We start from the raw sequence: 22769 nt of genomic DNA, 5'->3' as shown, positions 1-22769 counted from the left end.
CCATGGGAAGTGTATGCCATTTCATTTGCCCCGTCGATGTTTGCCGGCGCAGACTATTTACTGAAAATTCGCCGGGTTGACATGTGGAGCAAACGACAGTGTCTTGGAGCTCATCGCATGCAGTACAATACAGGTGAACTTAGTGGATATCGTTGCGGTTTAATTTTGCGTGCATTGTTCAAACATTCGACTCTGGTGAAACTGGCCCGCCAGACCACGTTGGCCTTTGTGCTTTCATGGACAGCTTCCTCCGGCGGATTGGCGCAATCGGCAGAGCTCAAACTTCCCAATCTGGGCGAATCCAGCACCAGTATGTTTTCCTCAGAGTTTGAGTATCAGCTGGGGCGTGCATGGTTGCGGGAATTTCGCAGCCAGGTTCCAACTGTCGATGATCCACTGCTGTTCGATTATCTGGAAAACCTCATCTACAAACTGGCAACTCATAGCCAGTTGGACGACAGGCGAATAGACTTGGTGATTGTGGATAACCCCACCCTTAATGCCTTTGCCGTGCCCGGTGGTGTCATCGGGATTCACAACGGTCTCCTCATGTGGGCTGAGACAGAGGATGAGTTAGCCACCGTGTTGGCTCACGAAATCGCTCACCTGAGTCAGCGACATTTTTCTCGGGGAGTGGAGTTCCAGCAGAAGCTGCAGCCAGTGGCGCTTGCAGCAATGCTTGCCAGTTTCGTATTGATGGCTACCGCCGGTGGTGATGCTGGTATGGCGGCACTATCCGCGACGCAGGCCGCCGCGCAGAGTTCAGCGCTGCAATACAGTCGCGGAAACGAACAGGAAGCAGATCGTATCGGGATGCAGACCATCGTCGATGCGGGGCTCGATCCTCACGCCGCTCCCACCATGTTTGAGCGAATGCTGGCGGCGACGCGCTATTCTAATAGTGAGCAGATTCCCGAATTTTTGCGCTCCCATCCGCTCTCGGAAAGTCGTGTAGCAGACACGCGCAACCGGGCGAGAAAGTATCCAGAGAAGTCCGGTGAGCCTGATTTGGAGTACCAGCTGATGAGGGCCCGTGTAATCACGGAATTAACCGACACGCCGGCGCAAGCCGTAGCACGGTTTCGGGGCGAGTTAGAAGGGAACCCGCGGTCGCGGGAAGCTTCGACTTACGGCTTGGTTTTGTCTCTCACTGCCTCTGGTCGTGCCGATGAGGCAGCGCTTGAGCTGGATTCTATCTGGTCAGGGAGTCCAGACCGGTTGGAGTACATCATCGCCGATGCCGAGATTGAGATGGCGCGCAACAGATCGGCACAGGCAGCTGAGAAGTTAAAGCGCAGATTGGCGGTGTCGCCGGGCAACCAGCCTTTGACAATGGCCTATGCGACGGCCCTGATGAAAAACCAGCAGCCGCATATCGCAGAGGAGGTGTTGGTTGCGCAGAGCAAGCGGCGGCCGGGTGATCCGGGACTGTGGTATTTACTGGCCGAAGCGCAAGGTCTGTCAGGAAATATTGTGGGACTGCACCAATCCCGGGCGGAGTATTTTATTTTGAATGGCGCGCTGGATGAGGCCAGAAAACAGCTTAGTTATGCCCTCAAGCTCGCGGGCAATAACTTTCATGTCACGGCTAGGATTAATCAGCGTCTGGTGGATGTGGCCAGAATGCAGGAACAGATGGAAGAGTTCTGAGCCCTCAGGCGTTGCCTTTTACTGTGACTTGTACTTCCTGGGCGAAATCCAGCATGCGCCGCAGGGGAAGCATGGCACGCTCTCCGATGGCGGGATCGACAAAGACCTCGTTATTATCTCGCGAGAAGACTTGCGCCAGTGCCTCCAGGTCGTTCATGGCCATCCAAGGGCAGTTCGCGCAACTACGGCAGGTGGCGCCATTGCCAGCGGTTGGCGCAATAATGAACTCCTTGTTTGGCGCCTGCTGCTGCAGTTTGTAGAAGATGCCTTGATCCGTTGCCACAATAAAACGCGGATTGTCCATTTCCATGGCGGCGCGAATAATTTGCGTGGTCGAACCCACTCGATCAGCCAGCTCCAAAACTGAAGTGGGTGACTCCGGGTGCACAAGCACCGCTGCATCGGGATACACGCGTTTCAAATCGGCGATACCGCGAGCTTTGAACTCCTCGTGTACTATGCAGGCACCATCCCACATCAGAATATCCGCACCTGTCTGGTTGCGCACATAATTGCCCAGGTGTTGGTCCGGCGCCCAGATGATTTTCTTCCCCTGATCGGCCAGATGTTCGGCAACATCCAAGGCAATACTCGATGTAACAACCCAGTCTGCCCTGGCTTTTACCGCAGCGGAGGTGTTGGCATAGACCACGACCGTGCGATCGGGGTGTTGATCACAAAATGCGGAAAACTCGTCGATGGGGCAGCCCAAATCCAGCGAGCAAGTGGCCTCCAGCGTAGGCATCAGCACCCGCTTGTCCGGCGTGAGTATCTTAGCTGTCTCGCCCATGAATTTGACGCCGGCAACGATCAGCGTGCTGGCCGGATGGTCGTGACCAAAACGTGCCATTTCCAGAGAGTCAGACACGCAGCCGCCGGTTTCTTCAGCCAGTGCCTGAATTGCTGGGGAGGTATAGTAGTGCGCCACGATGACAGCGTTTTCCCGTATCAGCATCGCCTTGATCTGCTGCTTTAGCACCCGCTCCTGATCAGGAGTCAGCTTCATTTGCTCAGCGTGATCGAGATGGTACTGTACCTGCTCTCGGATGGATTCCAGTTTGTCGGATGCTAGACTCATGCTCGGCTAAAACGCAGGAAAAAACGAGGCGCCAGTTTAGCATAGTTTGGTTGCGAGTGATTTTTGTCTTTTACATTTATACAGTCGGAGTTTGGAGGGAGGCAGTATGGTTGAGTATGAATATGTGAGGACGCGCCGGGAAGATGTTCGGCCCATCAAGGAGAGTCAGGTGCCGGTGGTCCGGTTTTTTATGCGTTGGGCCACCAAACTGAATGTCGCGATATTCCGCGCCAGCAAAGGCCGCCTAATGAATAAGTTCATAGGGGGATATCCCGTGTGCATTGTTACAACCAAGGGCGCCAAGTCAGGGAAAACGCGACGTATCGCCCTGATCCATCTGCCGCATGGGGAAAACAAGCTGTTGGTCGCCTCGCAGGGTGGTATGAATAAAAACCCCGTGTGGTATCACAATATCGTGGCGCATCCGAATATTCTGATTATGGTCGACGGCAAGGAGGAGGCCTATACGGCTCGTCAGGTCAGCGATCAGGAGAAAGCAGAGCTCTGGCCGCATTTGTTGTCCATGTACCCGGATTTCGACGAGTATCAGGCACGCACCGACCGTAATATTCCGGTATTTAGCTGCCAGCCCGTTTCCAGTTGATCAGTCCTGAAGCCACTCCGGCCAGTCCCGGTTGATGCTGGCGCACCAGTTCGGTGAGCGGCGCTCCACATAGGCGGCGCCACCCTCAATCGCGTCGGGGGTCGACATGGTGTGATTCAGTGCCATGCTTTCCTGGGTGGCTATATCGTTGAGGCTGGTGGCCAGGCCTCGCCAGAGCAGGTGTTTGTGCAGCCCCGCTGCCAGGGGCGCGCAATTGATGGCGATATCGCGGGCGATCTCCAGCGCGGTATCCAGCACTTCTGCCGCCGGCACACAGCGACCAGCCAGTCCCCAGTCCAGGGCTTCCTCACCAGACAGCCGCGGCGCGCGAACCAGCAACTCAAAGGCCCGTTCAAACCCCACCAGCCTCGGGAGCAGGTATTCTATGGCGAAATCAGCGACTACGCCGCGACGCGATTGTAGGAAGCCATACTTCCCTTCATTGGCGAATACGCGCATATCCGCCTGCATCGCCAGCCCGAGTCCGGCACCGATGGCGTGTCCGTTACAGGCCGCGATTACCGGTTTGCGTACTTCCCAGGCCTGCATGCTCAGCGGGCAGGAGTTGACCGTAGTTTCTTGCGCCGCGCCGTCAAAAGTGCTTCCTCCGCCGCTCATGTCGGCTCCTGCGCAAAAAGCCTTGCCCGCGCCGGTGACTACAGCGACTCGAATATCGTCATCCTCGTCGCAGCGCTGGTAGGCAGCTCCGAGCCCCTCAATGATTGAGGTCGTAAGGGTGTTATAGGCATCCGGTCGGCTCAACGTGATGACCGCTATCTGGTCGATAATTTCGAGTTTGAGTGTTTCATTCATTAGCAATATTTGTCCTTTTTGGGGCCAACAAGCCAAGATCGGCCTGCGCCGGCTCGCCGCGAAGTCAGCAACGGCGTGCAGGCGATAGGGCCTCCAAACTACTCTATCCGGCAGCGCGTGCCATTGTAATGGAGGCCAATTTTCAGGAACACTTGCAACCGAGCGATATCACTAGTGAATCGGAGGGGGTGCCATGTCGGTCTTAGTCTTTCCCGATGGTAGAAAAATAGCTTTTGGTACTTTTATAGAAACATTTACTAGAATATTATTTAGTAATCCAGTATAACTTGATGTTATATAAAGAATAAACACTGTGTGGCGCGTGTACTAATAAGGGGCGGCCTGACCGGTTAGTGTCCCTCACAGCGACGATAAAATCAGTTCTTGGCCAGGAAGCGAGCGTGGAACAGCATACAGTACTGATTATTTCTGAAAAAAAGACTGACCACCTTATTCTTTCCGCGTCTCTGGAACGCGCGCGGCCAGAGCGGTTCCATCTTGCCTCCTCAGAATCCATGGAGCGACCACTGGAGGCGCTTCTGGACCCAATGATTGACGCTGTCATCATGGCGCATGGTCCGGAGACAGAATACCTGCTGCGACTTGCAAGTAAGAATGAGACCGCTGCTCCGCTGATTCTGTTGCTCGATGACGCTGATCAAGCGACTATTACGCAGCTTCAGGAGTTGGGCGCGCAGGATTACCTGATTCGCGGGCAGTTGCAGGATGCCCTGGTGCACAGGATTCTGGATTACAGCATACAGTTAAAACAGGCCAGGGAGAAAATACGGCAACTATCCAACCGCGATACTCTGACCGGGGCGCTTAATCGCGTGGGTTTTCGCGCTCATCTAGAGCGAGCGATGGGCCGCTCGGAACGATACGGGTTTAAAACAGCCCTCCTGTATATCAATATTGATCAGTTCGCCAATATCAATGATCACTACGGAGAAGCTGATGGTGATGTGATGATCAAGTCGATTTCCCGGCGGCTGATCAATAAATTGCGCAATACCGACAGCATTGCCCGTTTGGGTGGTGATGAATTTGCCGTCGTGCTTGAAGACGTTAGCTCACCTGTCGATGTTGAACTCATCGCCGAGAAGATGCTCAAGTCAATTTCTGCACCGATGATCCTCAGCGATCAACAGGTGGCTGTGGAGGCCAGTATCGGTGCGGCGATGTACCCCGAAGACGGTGTGGAATTTGCGGATTTAGTGGAACTGGCACGCAGCGCCATGCAACAGGCAAAAAGCATGGAGGGTGGTCGTTTTGTTCGCTATTCTGACCGGCTTACGTTCGATATTTCCGGCAACAGTTCCCTGGCTGCCGAATTGCGCACGGCTGTGCGCAAGAATCAGTTCGAATTGCATTACCAACCGCGAATAGATCTGGCGACTGGCCAATTGGTGGGGCTGGAGGCGCTGTTGCGCTGGAATCATCCGGAGCGGGGGCTGGTGGCACCGGGAGAATTTATTTCAGCCTGTGAAGACATGGGGTTGATGAAAACGATTGGCTATCAGGTCATTCAGCACGCCTGTAGTGCCCAGGTGTGGCTGAAAGAGCAAAAGTTGCCCAATGTCGATGTGGCGGTCAATATTTCTTTCTCCCAGATTCAGGACGATCGGTTTGTCGCGATCGTCAAAGATATCATCTCCCGCAGTGGGGCGAACCCGGCACGACTGGAATTCGAGCTCACCGAGTCGACTATTCTCAAGGGCCCGGGTGGCATCAAGGCGCGTATGGACGAGCTGCGAGAACTGGGGATTTCTTTTTCACTGGACGATTTTGGGACAGGTTTCTCGCAACTTTCGCACCTCACCGAATTACCGATCTCGGCACTTAAAATTGATGCATGCTTTGTGCGTGACTTACCGCATAACAAGCATCAGGAAGCCATCTGCACAATGATTATCGAAATGGGGCGTCGTCTTGGGATGCTGGTAGTGGCCGAGGGCGCAGAAACCCACGAGCAGATTGAGTTTCTCCGCGATCACCATTGTCAGCAAGTGCAGGGTTTCTATTACAGTCCGGCGATACCTCTGCAAAATCTGCCGCGTTTTGTGCAGGAACAGCGCGAGAAACGTCGCAACCAACTATTGTCCTGATAATCTAGCACTGTTCTACGGAACATTATTCAGTAGGCAACCCGGTTTCTACCAGCTTTCTTGGCTTGATACAGTTTCTTGTCTGCGGCAGCGAGCACTGACTCAGGGTCCGGGTGGTCTGCACTTCTAGCTGCGATACCCGCACTGATAGTGACCGAAAACTGATCGCTTCCAACCCGTGTTGCGCCGCGCTTTCGAGTGCCCTCGCGGGTACGCGCCGGGCGCAGGTTCCGGTCTCGTAGCGACATGGTATAGTTGCCGATCTCTTCTCGCACACGATCCAGAGGTGCAACTGTCTCCTCTACCGTTCGTCGTGGAAACACAATACAGAATTCCTCTCCGCCGTAACGATAAGCGGTTCCTCCACTACCGACACCGCGCACACGTGAGGCGACAAGTTTCAATACCTCGTCACCAACATCGTGGCCGTAGGTGTCGTTAAACCGCTTGAAATGATCGACGTCCAGCATTGCTATAGTGAAGCTACCGCCCAACATGTTCAGTTTTTCGTTAAGCGCCCGACGCCCCGGTATGCCTGTTAATTCGTCCCGATAGGCCATTGCATGAGAACTACGTAGGAGCCCCCACAGCAGGCACAGTGCCGCAGCGGTGCACATCGAGGCCGAAATGTGTTCGATATGGAGAAGTGCAAGCACGAGATAGAGTGAAAGGAAGGCCCCAAGTAGTGCCCCTTCAACTTCATCGTTGCGTATGTACAGGAGTACAGCCCCCACCAAAGTCACCAGCGCCACCAAGAGAGTTACACCGAGTGAAAGAACGTAGTTTTCCGACGGCCGAGGAGCGTAGTACTCGGCCGCGGCTTCATTGGCTTCAGGCAGCCAGGGAGCGAGTTGAACACAAATCAGCCCAAGCAGGAAAAATGCCAGGAAAAAAACCAAACCATAGAGATTCCAAATGCCTTTCTCGGGGATAAGCAACAGGTAGAGCATGAGGACGGGCAGCGTGAAGCTGATAGCAAGATAGCTACGCCAGGCATCGGGCTGAGCGAGGCTGACCTGCAAATAGTGTTGCACCGCCCAGTAAAAAACAGCGACACCGAACGACGCCATCATGATCCTACTCCGGTTGAACTGGTAGGCCACCAGCACCACAACAAAGCAGACCAAATAGGTGAGGTTGTCGACAATGACTTGTAAGTCGTCGCCCAGCAGGTCCAGATAAGCACGGCCGATGTAAGCCCCGCAGATCAGCGCAGCCGGCAGTAGGATTTTTAGAATTGCTGCCGGGTACAACCGCATCGCGTCCTTTTTTCTCCCCCGGGATCGAAGCATCAACTGCCGGCTAGAACCCCTTCCCCATTACATCTATTCGCACTAGTCGCGAGGTCTTAGTAATGATAGCCTACAAACACCTCCAAACGCATTATCTCCCGTTGCAGATGTCGACTACAGATCCCATACATCATCAAGCAAAGATTCTCGTAGTAGACGATGATCAGAACGTGCGTTTTCTGACACGGCAGTGTTTGGAAGCGGAAAGTATGATTGTCGTTGAGGCTTCGAATGGCTTTGAGGCCATTGATGTTTTCGTGCGAGAAAGACCTGATTTGGTTTTTATGGATGTAGAGATGCCCGGTATGACAGGCTTGGAAGCTTGTCAGCGAATTCGGGAGTTGCCGCAGGGAGAGTCGATCCCGATTATGATTGTTACCGGGTCGGATGACAGGCAATCCATTGATCAGGGCTTTGATGCGGGAGCAACACAGTACCGTACTAAACCGGTGAACTGGTCGCTGTTGGGTCGCGATGTACAGTATATGTTGCGCGCAAGCAGTGCATTCAATTCGTTGAAGAGGCAGGAGGATCGACTCCGCTATCTCGCATATTACGACCCACTCACTAGTCTGCCCAATAGGCGCAGTTTCAACGAGCAGTTAAACCGGCTCCTCAAGCGTAGCCAGAGGCACAAGACATCGGCAGCACTGCTGTTTATTGACCTGGATCACTTCAAGCGAATCAATGATTCGATTGGCCACTCCCGCGGGGACAGCCTGCTGGTGGAAATCGCCAAAAGGCTCACCATGGAGCTCAGGGAAGAAGACGCAATTAACTATTTGTCCGATAGTAGTGCTGAAGATGAGGAGGTCGGAGATGGCACGACTGAAATTGCCAGATTGGGGGGAGATGAGTTCACGGTCGTGCTATCGGATGTTTCCGAGCTTGCGGATATAGAAAAGGTGGCTCGGCGAATTCTGAATAGTCTTTCTGAACCTATCGCCCTGCAATCACATAATCCGGTAGTAACACCCAGTATCGGTATCGCGCTTTACCCTCAGGATGGTGCTGATCCCGATACGCTAATTCGCAATGCAGACACAGCGATGTATGTTGCAAAGGCCGAGGGTCGGGCCTGCTATCGGTTTTATAATGAGGAGATGAATGCCAAAGCCTTCGAGCAGCTCAAGATGGAAGAGGAGTTGCGCGAGGCCATGCGCAATCACGAGTTGGAGCTACGCTATCAGCCACAGGTGGATTCGATAACCGGTGAAGTTGTCAGTATGGAAGCGCTAGTGCGCTGGAAGCACCCCACCAGAGGCATGGTGTCCCCGCAAGAATTTATACCCGTGGCAGAGAGTACCGGGCAAATTATTGAGCTGGGCGAGTGGGTGATGAGTGAAGTCGCCAGGCATTGTCTGTACTGGGACACTCTGGGCCTTAAGACTTTCCGGGTTTGTGTGAATATATCACCGCTGCAGTTCAATCAGAGTAATTTGCCCGAATGGGTCGCCGGCTTCCTTGAGCAGTCCGGCTTACCCCCATGGCGTTTGGAGCTCGAACTGACTGAAAGCGCGATCATGACAGATGCTGAAACCAATATTGCCAAACTGCGTGCGCTAAAAGATCTTGGAGTGGATCTGGCGGTTGATGACTTTGGCACTGGCTACTCCTCGCTCAGCTACCTGAAGAGATTTCCGATTAATACGCTTAAAATCGATCACAGCTTTGTATCCGATCTCGATACCCCGGATGGCGCTGCCATCGTCGATGCTATTTTGGCGTTGGCGAAGACGCTCAACCTGAGGGTGATTGCCGAAGGTATTGAGAACGAAGAGCAACTGGAGTATCTCATCAGAAAAGGCTGTGATCTGTTGCAGGGGTTTTACTTTGCGCGTCCGATCTACCCAGAAGATGTCCCCAACATGTTACAAGCGAATTTCTCTACGGAAATTCAAGATGTGATTGGCAACTGAAGAACAACAAAAATCAACGCCGATGAAGTATTGCCTGCACACAACTTCGCTATGGATCTGTTTGCTATGGTACTTCCCCGTTCTGGCCGCCGCGCCTGATCAACTTCAAGTACTGCTGCAGGGCTCGTCCAGTGAGGAGATCGCCCTGCTGGTAGAAGACACCGGTGGCACTGTAACCCACGACCTTCATCTAATTGATGCAGTGGGAGCGAAGCTGACCCGCTCGCAGTTGAATGTGGTGCTCGAGTCGCCACTGGTTCAGCGGCATATCGACGACCTCGCTGATACTGATCGACCCGAGGACGAACCTGAAGAGGATGTTGATTGCAGGGTAAGAGGTCATATCGAGCTCGAAATGACCCCGCAGGGCATCAGGTGGCCCATCTATAACAAACAACCAGAGCCCGCTTACATGGAGAAGCTCGAGATTGAGTGGCCTGCTGACATGGGGCCGATAACGGCTATTGCATTGGGTGGTATTGAGATCGAGTCGGAGCTATACGTTGATGAGGCAGCGACTTCTCTAACAGTGAATTTCCCTACGGAGCGCCGGCCTGTGCTCACTGAGAGCGCCAATCTGGATATCAAATTCAAGTCGATCCCGCTTGAAAATACTCATAATCCACTGCGTCAGCGGGATTTCACCCTCAAAGCAGACTTTTCCGGCGGCTGCAGCACTGACCTCGTGCCGGGCTACGAAAACAACCACGGCGACTATTATTACAACACGGTGGCAGGTGTAACGGCGCTGCACCAGCGGGGCGTCACAGGCAAAGGCGTGACGGTAGCGGTGGTGGATTCCGGGCTGTGGGAGCACCGGTCCCTCCTGGAAGATACGGCCGGGAACAAACGGCTGCTCGCTCGGTATGACGCATTGACCGATGTGGTGGATGAGGAAGCTGTCGACGAGAGCGGGCACGGAACCCATATGACCAGCATCATCGCCCACAGTGGCGAAACGATAGGAAAGGATGGCCCGACAGGTACCTTCAAAGGGGTGGCCCCCGATGCGGGTTTGGTGGCAGTAAAAGTGCTGGACCGGGACGGATTTGCCCACGTGCTGGAAATTGTGCGTGCCATTCAGTGGGTGGTCGATAACCGGGAAAAATATAACATCCGTATTCTGAACCTCTCGTTCTCGCAGACGCCGCGCTGGCCGTATTGGGAAGACCCTGTTGCTCAAGCGACATTGCGGGCCTGGGCTCAAGGCATCGCCGTAGTGGCCGCCGCCGGGAATGATGGGCCGGAAGTGGAGACTATTGGTTCCCCCGGGAATGTCCCATACGTAATAACTGTGGGGGCAGTGACGGACTCCTGGACACCAGAGACGCGGGACGATGACTATATACCTGATTTTTCATCGCGCGGGCCGACTCCAAGTGGGTATGTGAAGCCCGATATCGTTGCTCTGGGTGGCCACATGACGGGGTTGATTCACCCTGACTCGGAGATAGTTAAGGAGCAGCCAGAGGATGTGTTGCGAACCGGCGAGTTCGTTTCAACTGGAACCTCGCAGGCCAGTGCCTTCGTCTCCGGGCTGCTTGCACTGTTGCTTCAACTCGAGCCTGACTTGACGCCGGACGATCTGAAGTGCAAATTGATCAGCAGTGCTGAGCCGGCAATTAACCGCGATGGCAAGCTCGCCTATAGCCCCTTTCAACAGGGTTATGGCTATGTCACTGCCATCCGCGCGGTTACTTTGGGCGAGAGAGGTTGTGGGAATCCTGATTTTGATATGGCACTTGATTTGGGGAACAAGGGCAATGGCTACGGTCCCGCAATAGTCAATTACGACGGCAGCCCAACCCTGCCAGGCCTTGGCGCCATGGTTTCCACCGAACCCAGTGAGAAGGGTATGAGCCGCACTCGAAAGTGGGGTGTAAAAGATCACATCGAAAGGCTCGACCCAGACCCAGCTAGCGGCTGGACGAGTAATCCCGCAAATAGAGATTGGTTAAAACTCTACCTGCAGGAAAAGGAACTCATAGAAGAGCTTTCGCGCGCTCCAGGGAAGCCCCCACCATAACCCGCAGATTGACCCTTAGTGGTTAGCTCGATGTCTAGCTTCATTGATACAACCCCCTCTACACTTGCTCGATCTTTGTCGGGAAGTCCTTCTCTCACCCTCTTTCGGGACTACCTGGAGCCACCTGCCCCAAAATGGGTATACAGATACCTATAATTCTCAAATCACACCCCGTATAAATACGTCAAGCATCCCGGTTATAAAATGCGACAAAGGTTTTATGTCTGGGTTAGGTATGTGTAGTGGTCCACATATTTTGTGCAAATGAATTAATGAGGCGGGTGTTAAGTTATGAGAACCATCAAAATAATCGGTTATGCGGGCGTAGCCAGTGTTGCAGCTATTTTGTCTTTGTCCTCTTTTGTAGTGGTTACAGAGACTGCTGAAGCTAAGGTAGAAGCTCAAGAGAGTGCGGGGAAGTTGGTTCACCGTGTGAGCTATAGCTTGGCAGCAGATACCAAATATGCATCTGGTTCTAGCGGTTACAAGTGGGGTCAAAAGCCTGATGCAGGAGCTACTGAATCCCAATGGGAAAAGTCGGAAGGCGGCAACAAGTGGGGCCGTTCTCTTGAAGGGGACGCAGTTTTTAGCTATAGCGAAGAGGCGCGTAACCCTTGGGCACGTCGCGACTTCTCTGAGCAGGCCCGTAACCCTTGGGCACGTCGCGACTTTTCTGAGCAGGCCCGTAACCCTTGGGCACGTCGTGACTTCTCCGAGCAAGCACGTAACCCTTGGGCACGTCGCGACTTCTCCGAGCAAGCACGTAATCCTTGGGCACGTCGTGACTTCTCCGAGCAAGCACGCAACCCTTGGGCACGTCGCGACTTCTCTGAGCAAGCACGCAACCCTTGGGCACGCCGCGACTTCTCCGAGCAAGCACGCAACCCTTGGGCACGCCGCGACTTCTCTGAGCAAGCACGCAACCCTTGGGCACGCCGCGACTTCTCTGAGCAGGCTCGTAACCCTTGGGCACGCCGCGACTTCTCTGAGCAGGCGCGTAACCCCTGGGCACGCCGCGACTTCTCCGAGCAAGCACGTAACCCTTGGGCACGTCGCGACTTCTCTGAGCAGGCGCGTAATCCTTGGGCACGTCGCTAGTAGCTTCTCTTGCGGTCCCCCAATTAGACAAGTAGTCAATTCCTAGGCGTAATCCAGCTCTCTCTGAGCTGGATTGCTGCTACTTATTCCTCCTTCGCTTCAAGTTTCCTACGCTAAAAAATTGGTGCAGCTCGCTTTGAAAGATTATCGCAGAGCGGTCCTGAAAATATTCAATGTTCGGTAGTCGTTATGCTAAGACGATCTGTGTTCGCCGTACTGTTTTGTCAATGTGTTTGGGGGTTGACTGCGCTGGCAAGTCCGGTGAGCGAGACTGCAGATGCGAATTTGTCTTCCGCAGTGGAGTCCGCACTACAACATTTGGACAGAACTGACCTCGAGGAAGACTGGTTTTTTACCATGGAAGTGGTTGAGGGAGACGAACTTCGCGTTATCCAAAGTAACCCCTACCGCGGGAAGTATGAACGGCGACAATTGATTAGTGTAAATGGTGTGGCGCCTGATGAAGATCGCAAGGACGAATTTTATAAGTCAGAGGTTGAGCGGGTAGATGGGCTGGACCCCGAGGCGGTGGGGTACGGTTACATGGTAGATGGCCAAACGTTGCAATTGCGAAAAGCTGATGGTGATTTGGCGCGGTTCTCATTTGTGCCAAGAGTTAAGGCGTTGGAGGAGGGCGCTAGCGATCAACTTCGGGGATCCCTGCTGCTGAACTTGAGTTCAGGGCAGGTAGACGAAATTGAGATTTCTAACTCTGGACAACTCTCTCCCGCATTCTCAGTCACGGTAGACATATACCGATTGACGCTGCAATTCAAGCAGCAGCAGGGTGAGAATTTGTTGAACCGACTTGAATCCCATGCCTCGGGGAAGTTGGGATTCTTCAAGAACTTTGAGTCATTGGTCGAGATATCCTTCAGCGACTACAAGCGAGCGGAGCGTTCGCCCGGAAGCAATGCGCAGGAAATTGACTGGGGCGAGGCAGCCCCTTTCTAGTGTCGTAGTAGTGTAGGCATCTGTCTTAACGGGTTCAGTACTGCTGTAATCCACTTCGCCGAGTCTCGTAGAAGCTAAGCAATCATCCTGCCGAGTGAATGTGTGGCGCTGGAAGATTCAATGGAAAACCTGAAGCCTTAAAATATCAAGCCCGTACTGGCGATGCCCCAAGAGCTGAATAGTCCTGCGTTCGCTGCGCGCATCGCGCGTGTTATAGGCTGTAGCGCACCACAACTGCCGGGCCAGGTAGCGATCTATCGATAGTCACAGTCACGAGGCCCTCCTGCTCTTCGATACCGACCACTTGAGCGCCCAGAACGTCTAGTTCTTCCCAGGAGATTCCCGGAGATTCAATGGTGATGCTGCCCTCCGCTGCTTCGCCGATCACAATGGCGTAAAGCGCCTCGTCTGTTTGTGTATAGCGTAACTCGCGACCGCGCTGGTTCTTGTAACGGATCCAGGGGCGTGTTCCGTAGATCGCCTCTCCGTTAGTTGACAACCAGGCGCCCAGTTTGAGCAGCGGTGTTTGCTGTATGGTTGGAATCTGGCCGTAGCTGTCGGGGCCGACATTTATCAATACGTTGCCGTTTTTGGAGACGGTATCCACTACGTAGTCGATAAGTTCTGCGCCGGTCAACATGTCGGCCGCAGTTTCGTTGGTATTGTAGGCGAAAGAGCCACCCAGACCGCGCGTAGCTTCCCATTTGAAAGGCGGAATGTCGGAGAAGCTGTCGTACTCGGCCGTCTTGAACCCAGGGCGGGCTGGATCATCCTCCATGACTGACGACTGGTTGGATAGCATCATTTTGCCCAGTGTCTTCATCACCCATGTGGCACCAGGAATACTCGCGATCTGACCCAACACGTCAACGGCTCCCCAGCGGTCATTTACGGTGCCGTCTGGAACCTTCGAGAAATAGTATTCGAAGAGTTCGCTCTGTCGGCCCTTTGAGGGATATCCGATGTCGGCCCACAGTACATCGGGGCGATAGCGATCAATTAATTCCGCCATTTGCGCGTAGACATAATCGGCGTAGTCCTGACTCGCAGGAGCGCTGCGCATGATGTCCTGTATGCGATCGCCATCGTTATACATCAGGAAACTCCAGTCCAGGCCGGTGGAATAGTAGGTGCCAAAGCGCATACCCCGTGCGCGTACTGCCGCGGCTAGTTCACCTACCATGTCTCGGGGCGAACCCCAATTCTCACGGTGAGGGTTGGTGATTTCGCTGGGCCACAGGGTGTAGCCGTCGTGGTGTTTAGTTACCAGTACGACATATCTGGCGCCGGCATTCTGGAAAAGCTCAGCCCAGGCTTCCGGGTCCCACTTTTCGTTGATGCGCTGCTCGTATACTGGTTTGAAATCTGTGTACGGCGCATCGCCATATGTCTGGGCGTGGTGGCGCGCGGTTTCGCTGTCCGGATAGTTCATGGCGTTGAGGTACCATTCTGCATACGGTAAGTCTTTGCGGGGAGAGTCACCAAACATAACCTGTTCAAGCTCGCCCGGCTGCAGAGGAGGACCATAGGCGTACGCGGGAACGGAAGCCGGCCCCCAGTGGATAAAGATTCCCAGTTTGGCATCGTCAAACCATTGCGGTATTTCCCGCGAACGGAGCAGCGCCTGTTCCGAAACTGGATCCGCGCAGGCACTGACAAGAGCGAAAGCCAGGGTAATAAAAACACCGCGTATTGACATGGAAAACAATTTTATTGGCATTTACTTAGTCCTATTCAAGATCTACGTTCAATCTGGTTTTTCACAGTTCTTTTTTATTTGGCCCCAGCGAAAAGGAGAGAGAATTTGCGCCCACCACGTCATTGGGAACGCGGGTAGATTCGCAAGGCCTATTTCCTCGGGAGGTTGCCGGTCACGCGGGAGATACCTCGTGCCGAAGACCCAGTCCCAGACGCTGATAGTTTGTCCGTAGTTGTGGTTGGCTTCGAACACAGTTTTGGAGTGGTGCCAGCGATGCAGTTCCGCCATGCTGAAAAACCAGTTTAATGGACCGAGTCTGAGCTGGATATTAGCGTGTTGAAAAATGCCATGTATGGTTGTGATCACACCGAAATAGGCCAGCATGACTTCGCCGCTACCCATAATGACTAGTAGCAAATAAGAGGGGGCGAATGTCATGAAGGAATCTATTGGGTGAAATCGCCCGGCGTTCAGCCAGTACAGGCGCGGGGCGCTGTGGTGTACGGCATGAAAACGCCACAGTCCTTCCCACTGGTGTTCAAAGCGGTGGACCCAGTATCCCGGAAGCTCTCCCACGACAAGTACAAGAGCGATCTGTGCCAGCAGAGGCCACTCAGTGGGCCACAGTCCGATCCCAAATTTGTCAGATAGCCAGCCCCCTATGGCTACCCCTATCGCGACAGCAACAGGTGTGATGACAGCGAGCAGGATGCCGATACCTATTGCATGCCGGGCATCGACGCTGACATCGGCGTGACTCTGGTTCCAACTCTGGTGATAGGGGTAAATGTGCTCGCAGACTGCGACGATGATAAAGGCGGCGACCTGTGGTCCTAGTATGGCCAGTGCTGGCTCCATACCACCGCGCATCAGCCACCATGAGACGGCCACCGCTGATCCCATCACAAGAGGAAATATTCCCCATTGAAATGCCAGTGGAGCCTGGGGTTTTACGTGCTCTGTGGTCAACCTGGACTCTCCTTGGGGCTGATCAGATTGCCTGATGGCCGTTCTGACCTTCCCTCAATGTTGATGACAGTCTGAATGTGTGACAGCTGCCAGTTTATATATGTATCCACCTGCGTGAGCGTAAGCTAGCGCGGGAGCAAGCCGTCGAAAAATACTTCCACCGCACTTAGTGCATCTTTCTGAATAGATCGTCTGGATTGAGGCTTTCCGCCCTTGTCCAGCCGCTTGGTTAGCGCGGGCATTGCGAGCATGCCGCCTGCGCCGTGCGTCATTAAAAAGTAGAACAAACTTACCGAGACAGGACGAATGCGCCCCTCATCTGCCAGGCGAGTAAGCCACGCCTCGCCAAAGTCGCGCACCGGTTTGATATATCTGTCGAATACGTAGTCCAGTCTGGGTCCTGGCTGGCAGGCCTCCTGATTGATGATTTGTAGTAGTGAGGGGTGTCGGGCGTTGATTTTAATAAAGCTGCTGATCAATCCGCGCAAAATCAACAGCTCGTCACTGCCTAGTGTCTCTGCCTCGCGGTTCAGGTCTTTCCTGAGTCGACCAAAGCCGTGGTCGACCGCTGCATACCACAGGTTTTCCTTGGATCCGAACCGCTGTGGGATGAGGTTGTGGCTGACTTCCAGTCGGCGTGCAATTTCTCGCACTGATGTCCCTTCATAGCCATATTCGCCAAAGGACTGCAGTACTGCGTCCAGTAGATCTTCATCGGTGACCGCGCATTGCGCTGGTCGACCTCTCGCTCTGGTAGCCATGTTAATGCGCTTCCTATGATTCCACAGGGTCAATGACTGGGGGTCGCAATAAATTGACAGGTGTCATGCTATCCGACAAACTGGCCGCTGGCAACCGCGTATGGCCGCGAAGTCCAGCTGAAGATCAGGTGCTGGTTTTTTCTAAGTGGCAGCAGGTTCTCGCTGGACGATCCCCGCAGTTAAAGGAGACAAAATGCCCGTCACTGTTACCCTTTCGGATATCGTATTACCCGGCCGCGCGGGAGATTCTGACTTTCATCTAGCGACTTACCAAGCTGGCGAAGGTCCAGCCGTGGTGTTTGTCCATGGATTTCCAGACTTGGCCATAGGCTGGCAGCATCAGTTGACTGCAGTGGCCCAACAGGGCTTTCACGTAATCGCACCGGATATGCGCGGCTATGGTGGAAGCTCATGCCCTCGTAGTGTCGAAGCCTATTCGCTGGATGAACTGACGGGCGATCTGGTTGCTTTGCTGGATGTACTTGGGATAGATAAAGCGGTATTCGTCGGTCACGATTGGGGTGGGTTTGTCACTTGGGCGATGCCGGTTTTACACCCCGAGCGGGTGTCTGGCGTTGCGGCGGCGTGCACACCCTATATGCCGTTTCCCAGTGTGGCGACGCACAGCGATTTAGTGGGCGGTGAAATAGAGCGGCAGTATGTGGCCTGGTTCCAACTGCCGGGCGAGGCTGAGAGATACATGGATCAGCATGTTTCGGCCATAGTGTCGAAAATTATGCGTACGGCGCCGCCGCTGGAAGAGGTTTACGCTGCGGCGTTTGCTGATGGCAAGTTGAATATGAACCCCTTCCTGGGAATAGAGGAGGCGCCTTCACTGGGGGAGCCTTTACTCGAGAGGGAAGACTACGAGCACTATGTTGCTGCGTTCACACACACGGGCTTTCGCGGGGGTATCAACTGGTACCGTAATATTGATAATAATGCCGAGGCGCATCCGGATGTCGGGGTGGTCGCTCTGAGCTTGCCGTGTCTGATGCTGATGGCTGACAGAGACCCTGCGTTGCGCCCCGAATTTGCAGCCGACATGCCTGAGCGTTGCAGTGATCTTGAGATGCATTTGGTCGAAAACGCCGGACACTGGGTGCAGCGCGAACAGGCCGGTACCGTTAGTGCGCATCTTTGTGGCTGGTTGCAGCGCCGGTTTCAATGAAACCCGATAGTCTCTGAAATATACAATGCAGTACAGTTCAAGGGTCTGAGCAGTACGGTACTGGAGAATAATAAGCACTATGCAGCCGCTTTCAGCCATGGAAAAATGGACCTACGCGATAGGCAATATGCCGTTCTCCGTAAAGGACGCTGCCTACGTCAATTTCGTGGTGTTCTACTATACGCAGGTCCAGGGTTTAAGTGGCACACTGACCGGGCTGGCGATGTTTATCGCGCTGTCCTGGGATGCTATTTCAGATCCCATCGTGGGTAGCTGGTCGGATAGCCTGCGCACGCGCTGGGGTCGGCGCCACCCGTTACTCGTGGCGGGCGGCTTCCCGACTGCGTTGCTCTTTCTCGCTCTGTTTACCCCGCCCGGGGGGCTAGGCGAACTGGGAATGTTTGCCTGGTTGCTGACAGTCTCGTTGCTCCTTCGTACTTTTCTGACGATTTACTATATTCCGTTTTCGGCGATGGGAGCGGAGTTGTCCACGGACTATGATGAACGCACAGTGATTGCCAAGGCCCGCGTGACTATGGGCTGGTTGGCTGGCATGTTACTGCCCGCTATTGCTTTCACAATGTTTTTCCCATCCCAGAACGGCATAGATGGGCGATTGGTAGAAGCCAACTATTGGCACTATGGCGTATTGTCGGCGTTGGTCGCTGCTTTAGCTGCACTGGTATGTATCTTGGGTACCCGTTCAGCAATACCGCGTTTGCCACAGGCCGCTCCCGGGACGGCGTTCAGTTGGTCCCAACCGCTGGGTGATTTAAAGCTGATTTTAGGCAATCGTAACTTCAGGGTATCCATGGGTGCGACTCTGGCTTTTGGTATGTGCGCCGGGGTCTATACCACACTGGGCTTGTATCTCGGCACCTACTTCTGGGAATTCAGTACAGATCAACTCGCTGGATTCATTGCACCTACCGCCATAGGTACATTGCTCGCATTCGTACTTCTCAATGGCCTTGGGCGACGTTTCGATAAACCGACTTTGCTTGCCGCAGTCAGCTTTGGCCTTGCAATCAATGTAGTGTGGTTTATCGGGGCGCGCCTGCTGGGGCTGCTTCCTGAAAATGGACATGCATTGATTTACCCGCTGCAACTGTTGAACCTGGGTATTGCCGTTACGCTGATTGTCGCACTGCAGGCGCTGAGTATATCCCTGTGGGCCGATATCCTGGATGAGCAGCAGGTGGCCACCGGTCGCCGTCAGGAGGGCGTGATGTTTGCCGCCGGATCGTTCGTAAGCAAAGCGACGACCGGTGCCGGTTCGCTTTTGGCGGGTATCGTGATTGATCTGTCCGGTATCGCTCCCGGTGCGGCGCCCGGGGCTGTGAGCCAAAAAGTACTGCAGTCGTTGGGTTGGTTCACACTGGGTACGATTGCCTGTCTCGCAATGGTGGCATTTCTGTTCTTTACACGGCTGAAGCTCAGTCGAGCGGATCATGCCAGAGTTGTGTCCGAACTTGCGGCACAGGGACAGCGCGTCGACCTGGGATAAGGTTCAGGTCGGTGTCGCGGGCGTGGAGCGCCGATGCTTGTGTTTTTTCATGCTCTCATCAAATATGAGATAGGTGTCCTGCGCTTCTTTGGCACGATACATCGCCATATCGGCATATCGACACAGTGCGCTGAGATCCACTGAATGCACAGGGAAAACCGCTACCCCGCAGCTTGCTTTCACTACCATATCCACACCGTTGACGCTGATTGGTTCTTTAATCGCCGACAGCAACTTGGGCATAATATTTTCAACGTCATAGGGAAAACGAATACCGGGTAGGATTAACGCAAATTCATCGCCTCCGAGGCGGGCGGTGGTATCTGCCAGTCGCAGGATGCTGTGTAGGCGTTTCGCGACTTCTTTCAAAGCCTCGTCTCCCATGTGATGTCCCAGCATGTCGTTGATAGGTTTGAATCCGTCTAGATCGATATAGACAACGGCGACTTTCTGGTCTCGCTCCCGTGCTTCGTCAAGCCCGGATTTCAGCCTGCGAAAAAATTCGAATCGATTGGGTATGCCGGTAAGGTCATCGTGGCTTGCCTTGTGCTCAAAGCGGTTTCTCTCCTCATTGAGAATTCCCGTGAGTTGGCCGTTAATGATCTCGTATACAATGAGCGCACCACCAACAATCACCAGCAGTGTGTACTGAAAGGCGACATACATTGCGTCGATCAGACTCTGGCTCTGGAGTAATTGCACGGCACCAATATCGAAGTGCGCGCTGAGGTAGGAGCCAAAACACAGTACAGCGGTGACTCCCACCCAGAAGATGCCTGGTCTTAGACCGAGCAGCAAGAACCCGGTTACCGGTAACTGTAATGTCAACTGGAGCACCGGAGAATCCCAATATCCGCCTGTGATCTGAATGCCAATCGCAATCACCAGGGTAAGAACGGTAAGCAGAAAGTTGGCGCAGAATACGAGGCTCTCGGTGGTTTTAAGTAGAATGAGAGCGGCCAGGTAGGCCAGTAGGCAGGCCAGGTCGAGTCCGACACCGATAACGGTATTCTGTTCCAGCTCGAGGAAGTAGAGCAGGATGATAAGCATGAAAAGACTAACCGCAATATTCGTTGCGATCATTCCAATGATGATATAACCGCGCAGCGAATCTGCCGGATTGTTACGCAGGCTGGCCGGCAGGAAGAAATCGAAAAAGCGAAAGATCAGACCCATAGCCCTACCTGGTAACGCCGATCAGTAAATTTCGGGGAGCCTTTAAGCCATTGGCGCCGAGACGGTGCAGTGCGCGTGAGTTTCGAGGCTGGAACCCCGGAGGTCTTCTCAGCATTGTCTCTGATTCTTTTGATAAAGCGTTACCACGATGGATGTTTAGCGAAATTATTAATATCGTGCTCACCGTGGAGGGCGTTCCATCAATGCGACCTTCGGGAGTACTCCATCTCACCAGTGCTGTGAGACGGATATGGGCAAAAGTCTACTACAAGTTTTAGGGGGAGCGTAACCCTTTGATTTGCTGATAGCTTTCGGCTCTAATCCCCTTGCCTTTAGCATTAAAACTTGTCAGATCCGGTTTGAATGGAAGTCTGTACACGAGCTAGACGGGCCCTACCAACTGGCGTGTAATGCGATCAGATCGACTATGCCTGGGTACTGGCCGAGTGGCCGCTGGGAGAGTTGCCAGACAGATATCCGGTGAGCGCTATGTGGAGGACTTTTACCTGTTAGGCGAGGGGGCACATTGGATAGTACCCGTGTCTGCACTTGGGCTGTGAGCCTGTTGTAAGTCTCCCTGTTTGAATCGCGAGGTTGAAGCTGATTGCGTCAGCAACGACTTCGGCTTCCCGATGCTGCCAGAAGAGGGTTGGCTGGGTGCTACTCTTGTTCGCGCAGAAAGCAGACCGCAGAACACGACACGCTTGACTTCAGTTCTTCCTCAGTATGCCTATCTATTGCAGCAAAGGGTGACCCTCAGCGGGGGTGAAGCAAAATTCTGTGGCGGGATTAGTGCCTGGAGGTTGGCTGAACATATACCAGATCCGTTCTTCCTGACCGCAGGCAACATCGCATGTTCCTATGAAACCACTGTCGTCGCTGTCCAGAATCGCAATTTCTTCGCCCCTTTCAAAGCATCTGTCGGTAGAGTAGGAGCCGCCTCTCGATGCGCATTTCTCTGTGCTTAGATCCTGATCCCAGTAAGGGCCACGATACTCCTCACACATGTGAGTGACAGTAGCTTCGAAGTAAAAAATACAGCTGCCCTCCGGCACAAGCTCGGGCTCAAGGCACACGTCCTCGGATACACATTTGCCCGGATCTTCTTTCAGCCCCCGGTGCAGTACCCAGTATAGAGCCTGTTCCGGTGTAAATAGGGTGCAGTAGTGAACGCCATCCAGTGAATCGTTGTCATTGCTGGGAATATAGGGTGTCTGTAGCGATGGTGATGACAGTTCGTAGTTGCCGTCGCTGTCCGGCATAAAGTGGGGCGCCAGAAGTAACCAGTCGCCGCCCCGTTCCACTACCTGGTCATCTAGAAACTCAATGGGTATACCATTGGCGCGGTATTCCATCAGTTCCACTTCTGTCAGCTGTGCCAGGGCCCACTCGAAAGCGGCCTCATTGCGCTCCCGGCAGGTACCGACAGCACTATCCGGAGTGAGTCCAAGCACCTCAGAAACGCGCGTTTGGTTCGGCATCTTGCAGAGTATATGCTCCGACAGGTCTGCCGGCGCAGGAAGTTCAGGGATACACCAGGGTATGGAGTAAGCCCGCAATTCAATTGCGGGATCCAGTGACGCATCAACCACTGATTTGGCGCCGGAAAAAGGTGTGCGCTCGGTGTACAGATCGTTCAGGATGTCGGTATCGCCAAGTGTACTCTCCGCAAAGCCTGAGGTGACGCGAAAGGATTCCACGCACCAGCCATCGGTGACAGTGGCAGCCAGCTCAAACCTGGGGTCCGGAACGGTTGGGTCAGGAGCCGGTGCTGGCTCTGGTTTTGGTGTCGGTGAGGTTACAAGCGCCGGTGTTGAGTCATTGCCGTCACTGCAGCCCGAGAGAATTGCGCCAGCAGTGAGCGCGACGATGATTCCTGAAAAGAGTAATTTGTTCATTGTTATGGAAGTCCTGAGGTCACTGTGGCGCCATTCCGGTATTTGC

Annotated in this window: 17 protein-coding genes; 9 read left to right on the top strand and 8 right to left on the bottom strand. The window is 53.9% G+C overall.

Annotated features, from left to right (window positions below; genetic code table 11):
• Window positions 1-117: 117 nt before the first annotated feature.
• On the top strand, window positions 118-1650 hold the full coding sequence (locus tag AC0L6S_RS11825; protein ID WP_473424178.1) for a M48 family metalloprotease: 1533 nt from the start codon (window positions 118-120) through the stop codon (window positions 1648-1650).
• 4 nt (window positions 1651-1654) lie between these two features.
• On the opposite strand, the gene nadA is transcribed toward AC0L6S_RS11825, so the two are convergent.
• Window positions 1655-2728 (bottom strand): quinolinate synthase NadA, encoded by a 1074-nt coding sequence (nadA, locus tag AC0L6S_RS11820; RefSeq protein ID WP_473424177.1) that lies wholly within the window; start codon window positions 2726-2728, stop codon window positions 1655-1657.
• A gap of 106 nt (window positions 2729-2834) precedes the next feature.
• Between nadA and AC0L6S_RS11815 the strand changes: the two genes are divergently transcribed.
• A complete protein-coding gene (locus tag AC0L6S_RS11815) occupies window positions 2835-3332 on the top strand; it encodes a nitroreductase family deazaflavin-dependent oxidoreductase (protein ID WP_473424176.1) in 498 nt (165 codons plus the stop codon).
• Here the strand turns inward: AC0L6S_RS11815 and AC0L6S_RS11810 are convergent, their stop codons facing one another.
• Complete coding sequence (locus AC0L6S_RS11810; RefSeq protein WP_473424175.1) at window positions 3333-4145, bottom strand: enoyl-CoA hydratase/isomerase family protein; 813 nt, start codon at window positions 4143-4145, stop codon at window positions 3333-3335.
• 401 nt (window positions 4146-4546) lie between these two features.
• Here AC0L6S_RS11810 and AC0L6S_RS11805 point away from each other — a divergent pair, with 401 nt between their 5' ends.
• On the top strand, window positions 4547-6253 hold the full coding sequence (locus AC0L6S_RS11805; RefSeq protein WP_473424174.1) for a putative bifunctional diguanylate cyclase/phosphodiesterase: 1707 nt from the start codon (window positions 4547-4549) through the stop codon (window positions 6251-6253).
• Window positions 6254-6282: 29 nt separating this feature from the next.
• Here AC0L6S_RS11805 and AC0L6S_RS11800 read toward each other — a convergent pair whose 3' ends face one another.
• The gene (locus AC0L6S_RS11800) at window positions 6283-7512 is read right to left on the bottom strand and encodes a GGDEF domain-containing protein (protein WP_473424173.1); all 1230 of its coding nucleotides are present in this window, start codon (window positions 7510-7512) and stop codon (window positions 6283-6285) included.
• Window positions 7513-7607: 95 nt separating this feature from the next.
• Here AC0L6S_RS11800 and AC0L6S_RS11795 point away from each other — a divergent pair, with 95 nt between their 5' ends.
• The 4 genes from AC0L6S_RS11795 to AC0L6S_RS11780 all read left to right on the top strand — a co-directional run bounded on the left by AC0L6S_RS11795 (window position 7608) and on the right by AC0L6S_RS11780 (window position 13542).
• Window positions 7608-9464: a two-component system response regulator gene (locus tag AC0L6S_RS11795; RefSeq protein ID WP_473424172.1), complete on the top strand. Its 1857-nt coding sequence runs from the start codon at window positions 7608-7610 to the stop codon at window positions 9462-9464.
• Window positions 9454-11490, top strand: a complete 2037-nt coding sequence (locus AC0L6S_RS11790; RefSeq protein ID WP_473424171.1) for a S8 family peptidase — start codon at window positions 9454-9456, stop codon at window positions 11488-11490. Before AC0L6S_RS11795 ends, AC0L6S_RS11790 begins: the two co-directional genes overlap by 11 nt.
• A gap of 291 nt (window positions 11491-11781) precedes the next feature.
• Window positions 11782-12588, top strand: coding sequence for a hypothetical protein (locus AC0L6S_RS11785; protein ID WP_473424170.1), 807 nt, complete (start codon window positions 11782-11784; stop codon window positions 12586-12588).
• 261 nt (window positions 12589-12849) lie between these two features.
• Window positions 12850-13542: a hypothetical protein gene (locus tag AC0L6S_RS11780; protein WP_473424169.1), complete on the top strand. Its 693-nt coding sequence runs from the start codon at window positions 12850-12852 to the stop codon at window positions 13540-13542.
• Window positions 13543-13753: 211 nt separating this feature from the next.
• Here AC0L6S_RS11780 and AC0L6S_RS11775 read toward each other — a convergent pair whose 3' ends face one another.
• The 3 genes from AC0L6S_RS11775 to AC0L6S_RS11765 all read right to left on the bottom strand — a co-directional run bounded on the left by AC0L6S_RS11775 (window position 13754) and on the right by AC0L6S_RS11765 (window position 16971).
• The gene (locus AC0L6S_RS11775) at window positions 13754-15262 is read right to left on the bottom strand and encodes an alpha-L-fucosidase (protein ID WP_473424168.1); all 1509 of its coding nucleotides are present in this window, start codon (window positions 15260-15262) and stop codon (window positions 13754-13756) included.
• Between the two features lie 27 nt (window positions 15263-15289).
• Entirely contained in the window at window positions 15290-16210 is a 921-nt protein-coding gene (locus AC0L6S_RS11770; protein ID WP_473424167.1) for a sterol desaturase family protein, read from the bottom strand.
• 125 nt (window positions 16211-16335) lie between these two features.
• Window positions 16336-16971, bottom strand: a complete 636-nt coding sequence (locus tag AC0L6S_RS11765) for a TetR/AcrR family transcriptional regulator (protein WP_473424166.1) — start codon at window positions 16969-16971, stop codon at window positions 16336-16338.
• Between the two features lie 193 nt (window positions 16972-17164).
• Here AC0L6S_RS11765 and AC0L6S_RS11760 point away from each other — a divergent pair, with 193 nt between their 5' ends.
• Window positions 17165-18142 carry an alpha/beta fold hydrolase gene (locus tag AC0L6S_RS11760; RefSeq protein ID WP_473424165.1) on the top strand — a complete coding sequence of 326 codons (978 nt, stop codon included), beginning with the start codon at window positions 17165-17167 and terminating at the stop codon, window positions 18140-18142.
• 79 nt (window positions 18143-18221) lie between these two features.
• Window positions 18222-19649, top strand: a complete 1428-nt coding sequence (locus AC0L6S_RS11755; protein ID WP_473424164.1) for an MFS transporter — start codon at window positions 18222-18224, stop codon at window positions 19647-19649.
• 3 nt (window positions 19650-19652) lie between these two features.
• Here AC0L6S_RS11755 and AC0L6S_RS11750 read toward each other — a convergent pair whose 3' ends face one another.
• Both AC0L6S_RS11750 and AC0L6S_RS11745 read right to left on the bottom strand, forming a co-directional pair.
• Complete coding sequence (locus AC0L6S_RS11750; protein WP_473424163.1) at window positions 19653-20825, bottom strand: diguanylate cyclase domain-containing protein; 1173 nt, start codon at window positions 20823-20825, stop codon at window positions 19653-19655.
• Between the two features lie 734 nt (window positions 20826-21559).
• Window positions 21560-22723 (bottom strand): hypothetical protein, encoded by a 1164-nt coding sequence (locus AC0L6S_RS11745; protein ID WP_473424162.1) that lies wholly within the window; start codon window positions 22721-22723, stop codon window positions 21560-21562.
• Window positions 22724-22769: the final 46 nt, after the last annotated feature.

The organism is Halioglobus sp. D3-4 (genome assembly GCF_055809315.1).
Note: the sequence above shows the minus strand (reverse complement) of the source record. Positions and strands in the feature narration are given on the sequence as shown.

Bases quoted from the DNA above. Each gene is read 5' to 3' on its own strand.
- AC0L6S_RS11745 (WP_473424162.1), bottom strand. From the start codon at position 22,723: ATGAACAAATTACTCTTTTCAGGAATCATCGTCGCGCTCACTGCTGGC.
- AC0L6S_RS11800 (WP_473424173.1), bottom strand. From the start codon at position 7,512: ATGCGGTTGTACCCGGCAGCAATTCTAAAAATCCTACTGCCGGCTGCG.
- AC0L6S_RS11755 (WP_473424164.1), top strand. From the start codon at position 18,222: ATGCAGCCGCTTTCAGCCATGGAAAAATGGACCTACGCGATAGGCAAT.
- AC0L6S_RS11775 (WP_473424168.1), bottom strand. From the start codon at position 15,262: ATGCCAATAAAATTGTTTTCCATGTCAATACGCGGTGTTTTTATTACC.
- nadA (WP_473424177.1), bottom strand. From the start codon at position 2,728: ATGAGTCTAGCATCCGACAAACTGGAATCCATCCGAGAGCAGGTACAG.
- AC0L6S_RS11765 (WP_473424166.1), bottom strand. From the start codon at position 16,971: ATGGCTACCAGAGCGAGAGGTCGACCAGCGCAATGCGCGGTCACCGAT.
- AC0L6S_RS11750 (WP_473424163.1), bottom strand. From the start codon at position 20,825: ATGGGTCTGATCTTTCGCTTTTTCGATTTCTTCCTGCCGGCCAGCCTG.
- AC0L6S_RS11785 (WP_473424170.1), top strand. From the start codon at position 11,782: ATGAGAACCATCAAAATAATCGGTTATGCGGGCGTAGCCAGTGTTGCA.
- AC0L6S_RS11810 (WP_473424175.1), bottom strand. From the start codon at position 4,145: ATGAATGAAACACTCAAACTCGAAATTATCGACCAGATAGCGGTCATC.
- AC0L6S_RS11825 (WP_473424178.1), top strand. From the start codon at position 118: ATGCAGTACAATACAGGTGAACTTAGTGGATATCGTTGCGGTTTAATT.
- AC0L6S_RS11760 (WP_473424165.1), top strand. From the start codon at position 17,165: ATGCCCGTCACTGTTACCCTTTCGGATATCGTATTACCCGGCCGCGCG.
- AC0L6S_RS11815 (WP_473424176.1), top strand. From the start codon at position 2,835: ATGGTTGAGTATGAATATGTGAGGACGCGCCGGGAAGATGTTCGGCCC.
- AC0L6S_RS11795 (WP_473424172.1), top strand. From the start codon at position 7,608: ATGATAGCCTACAAACACCTCCAAACGCATTATCTCCCGTTGCAGATG.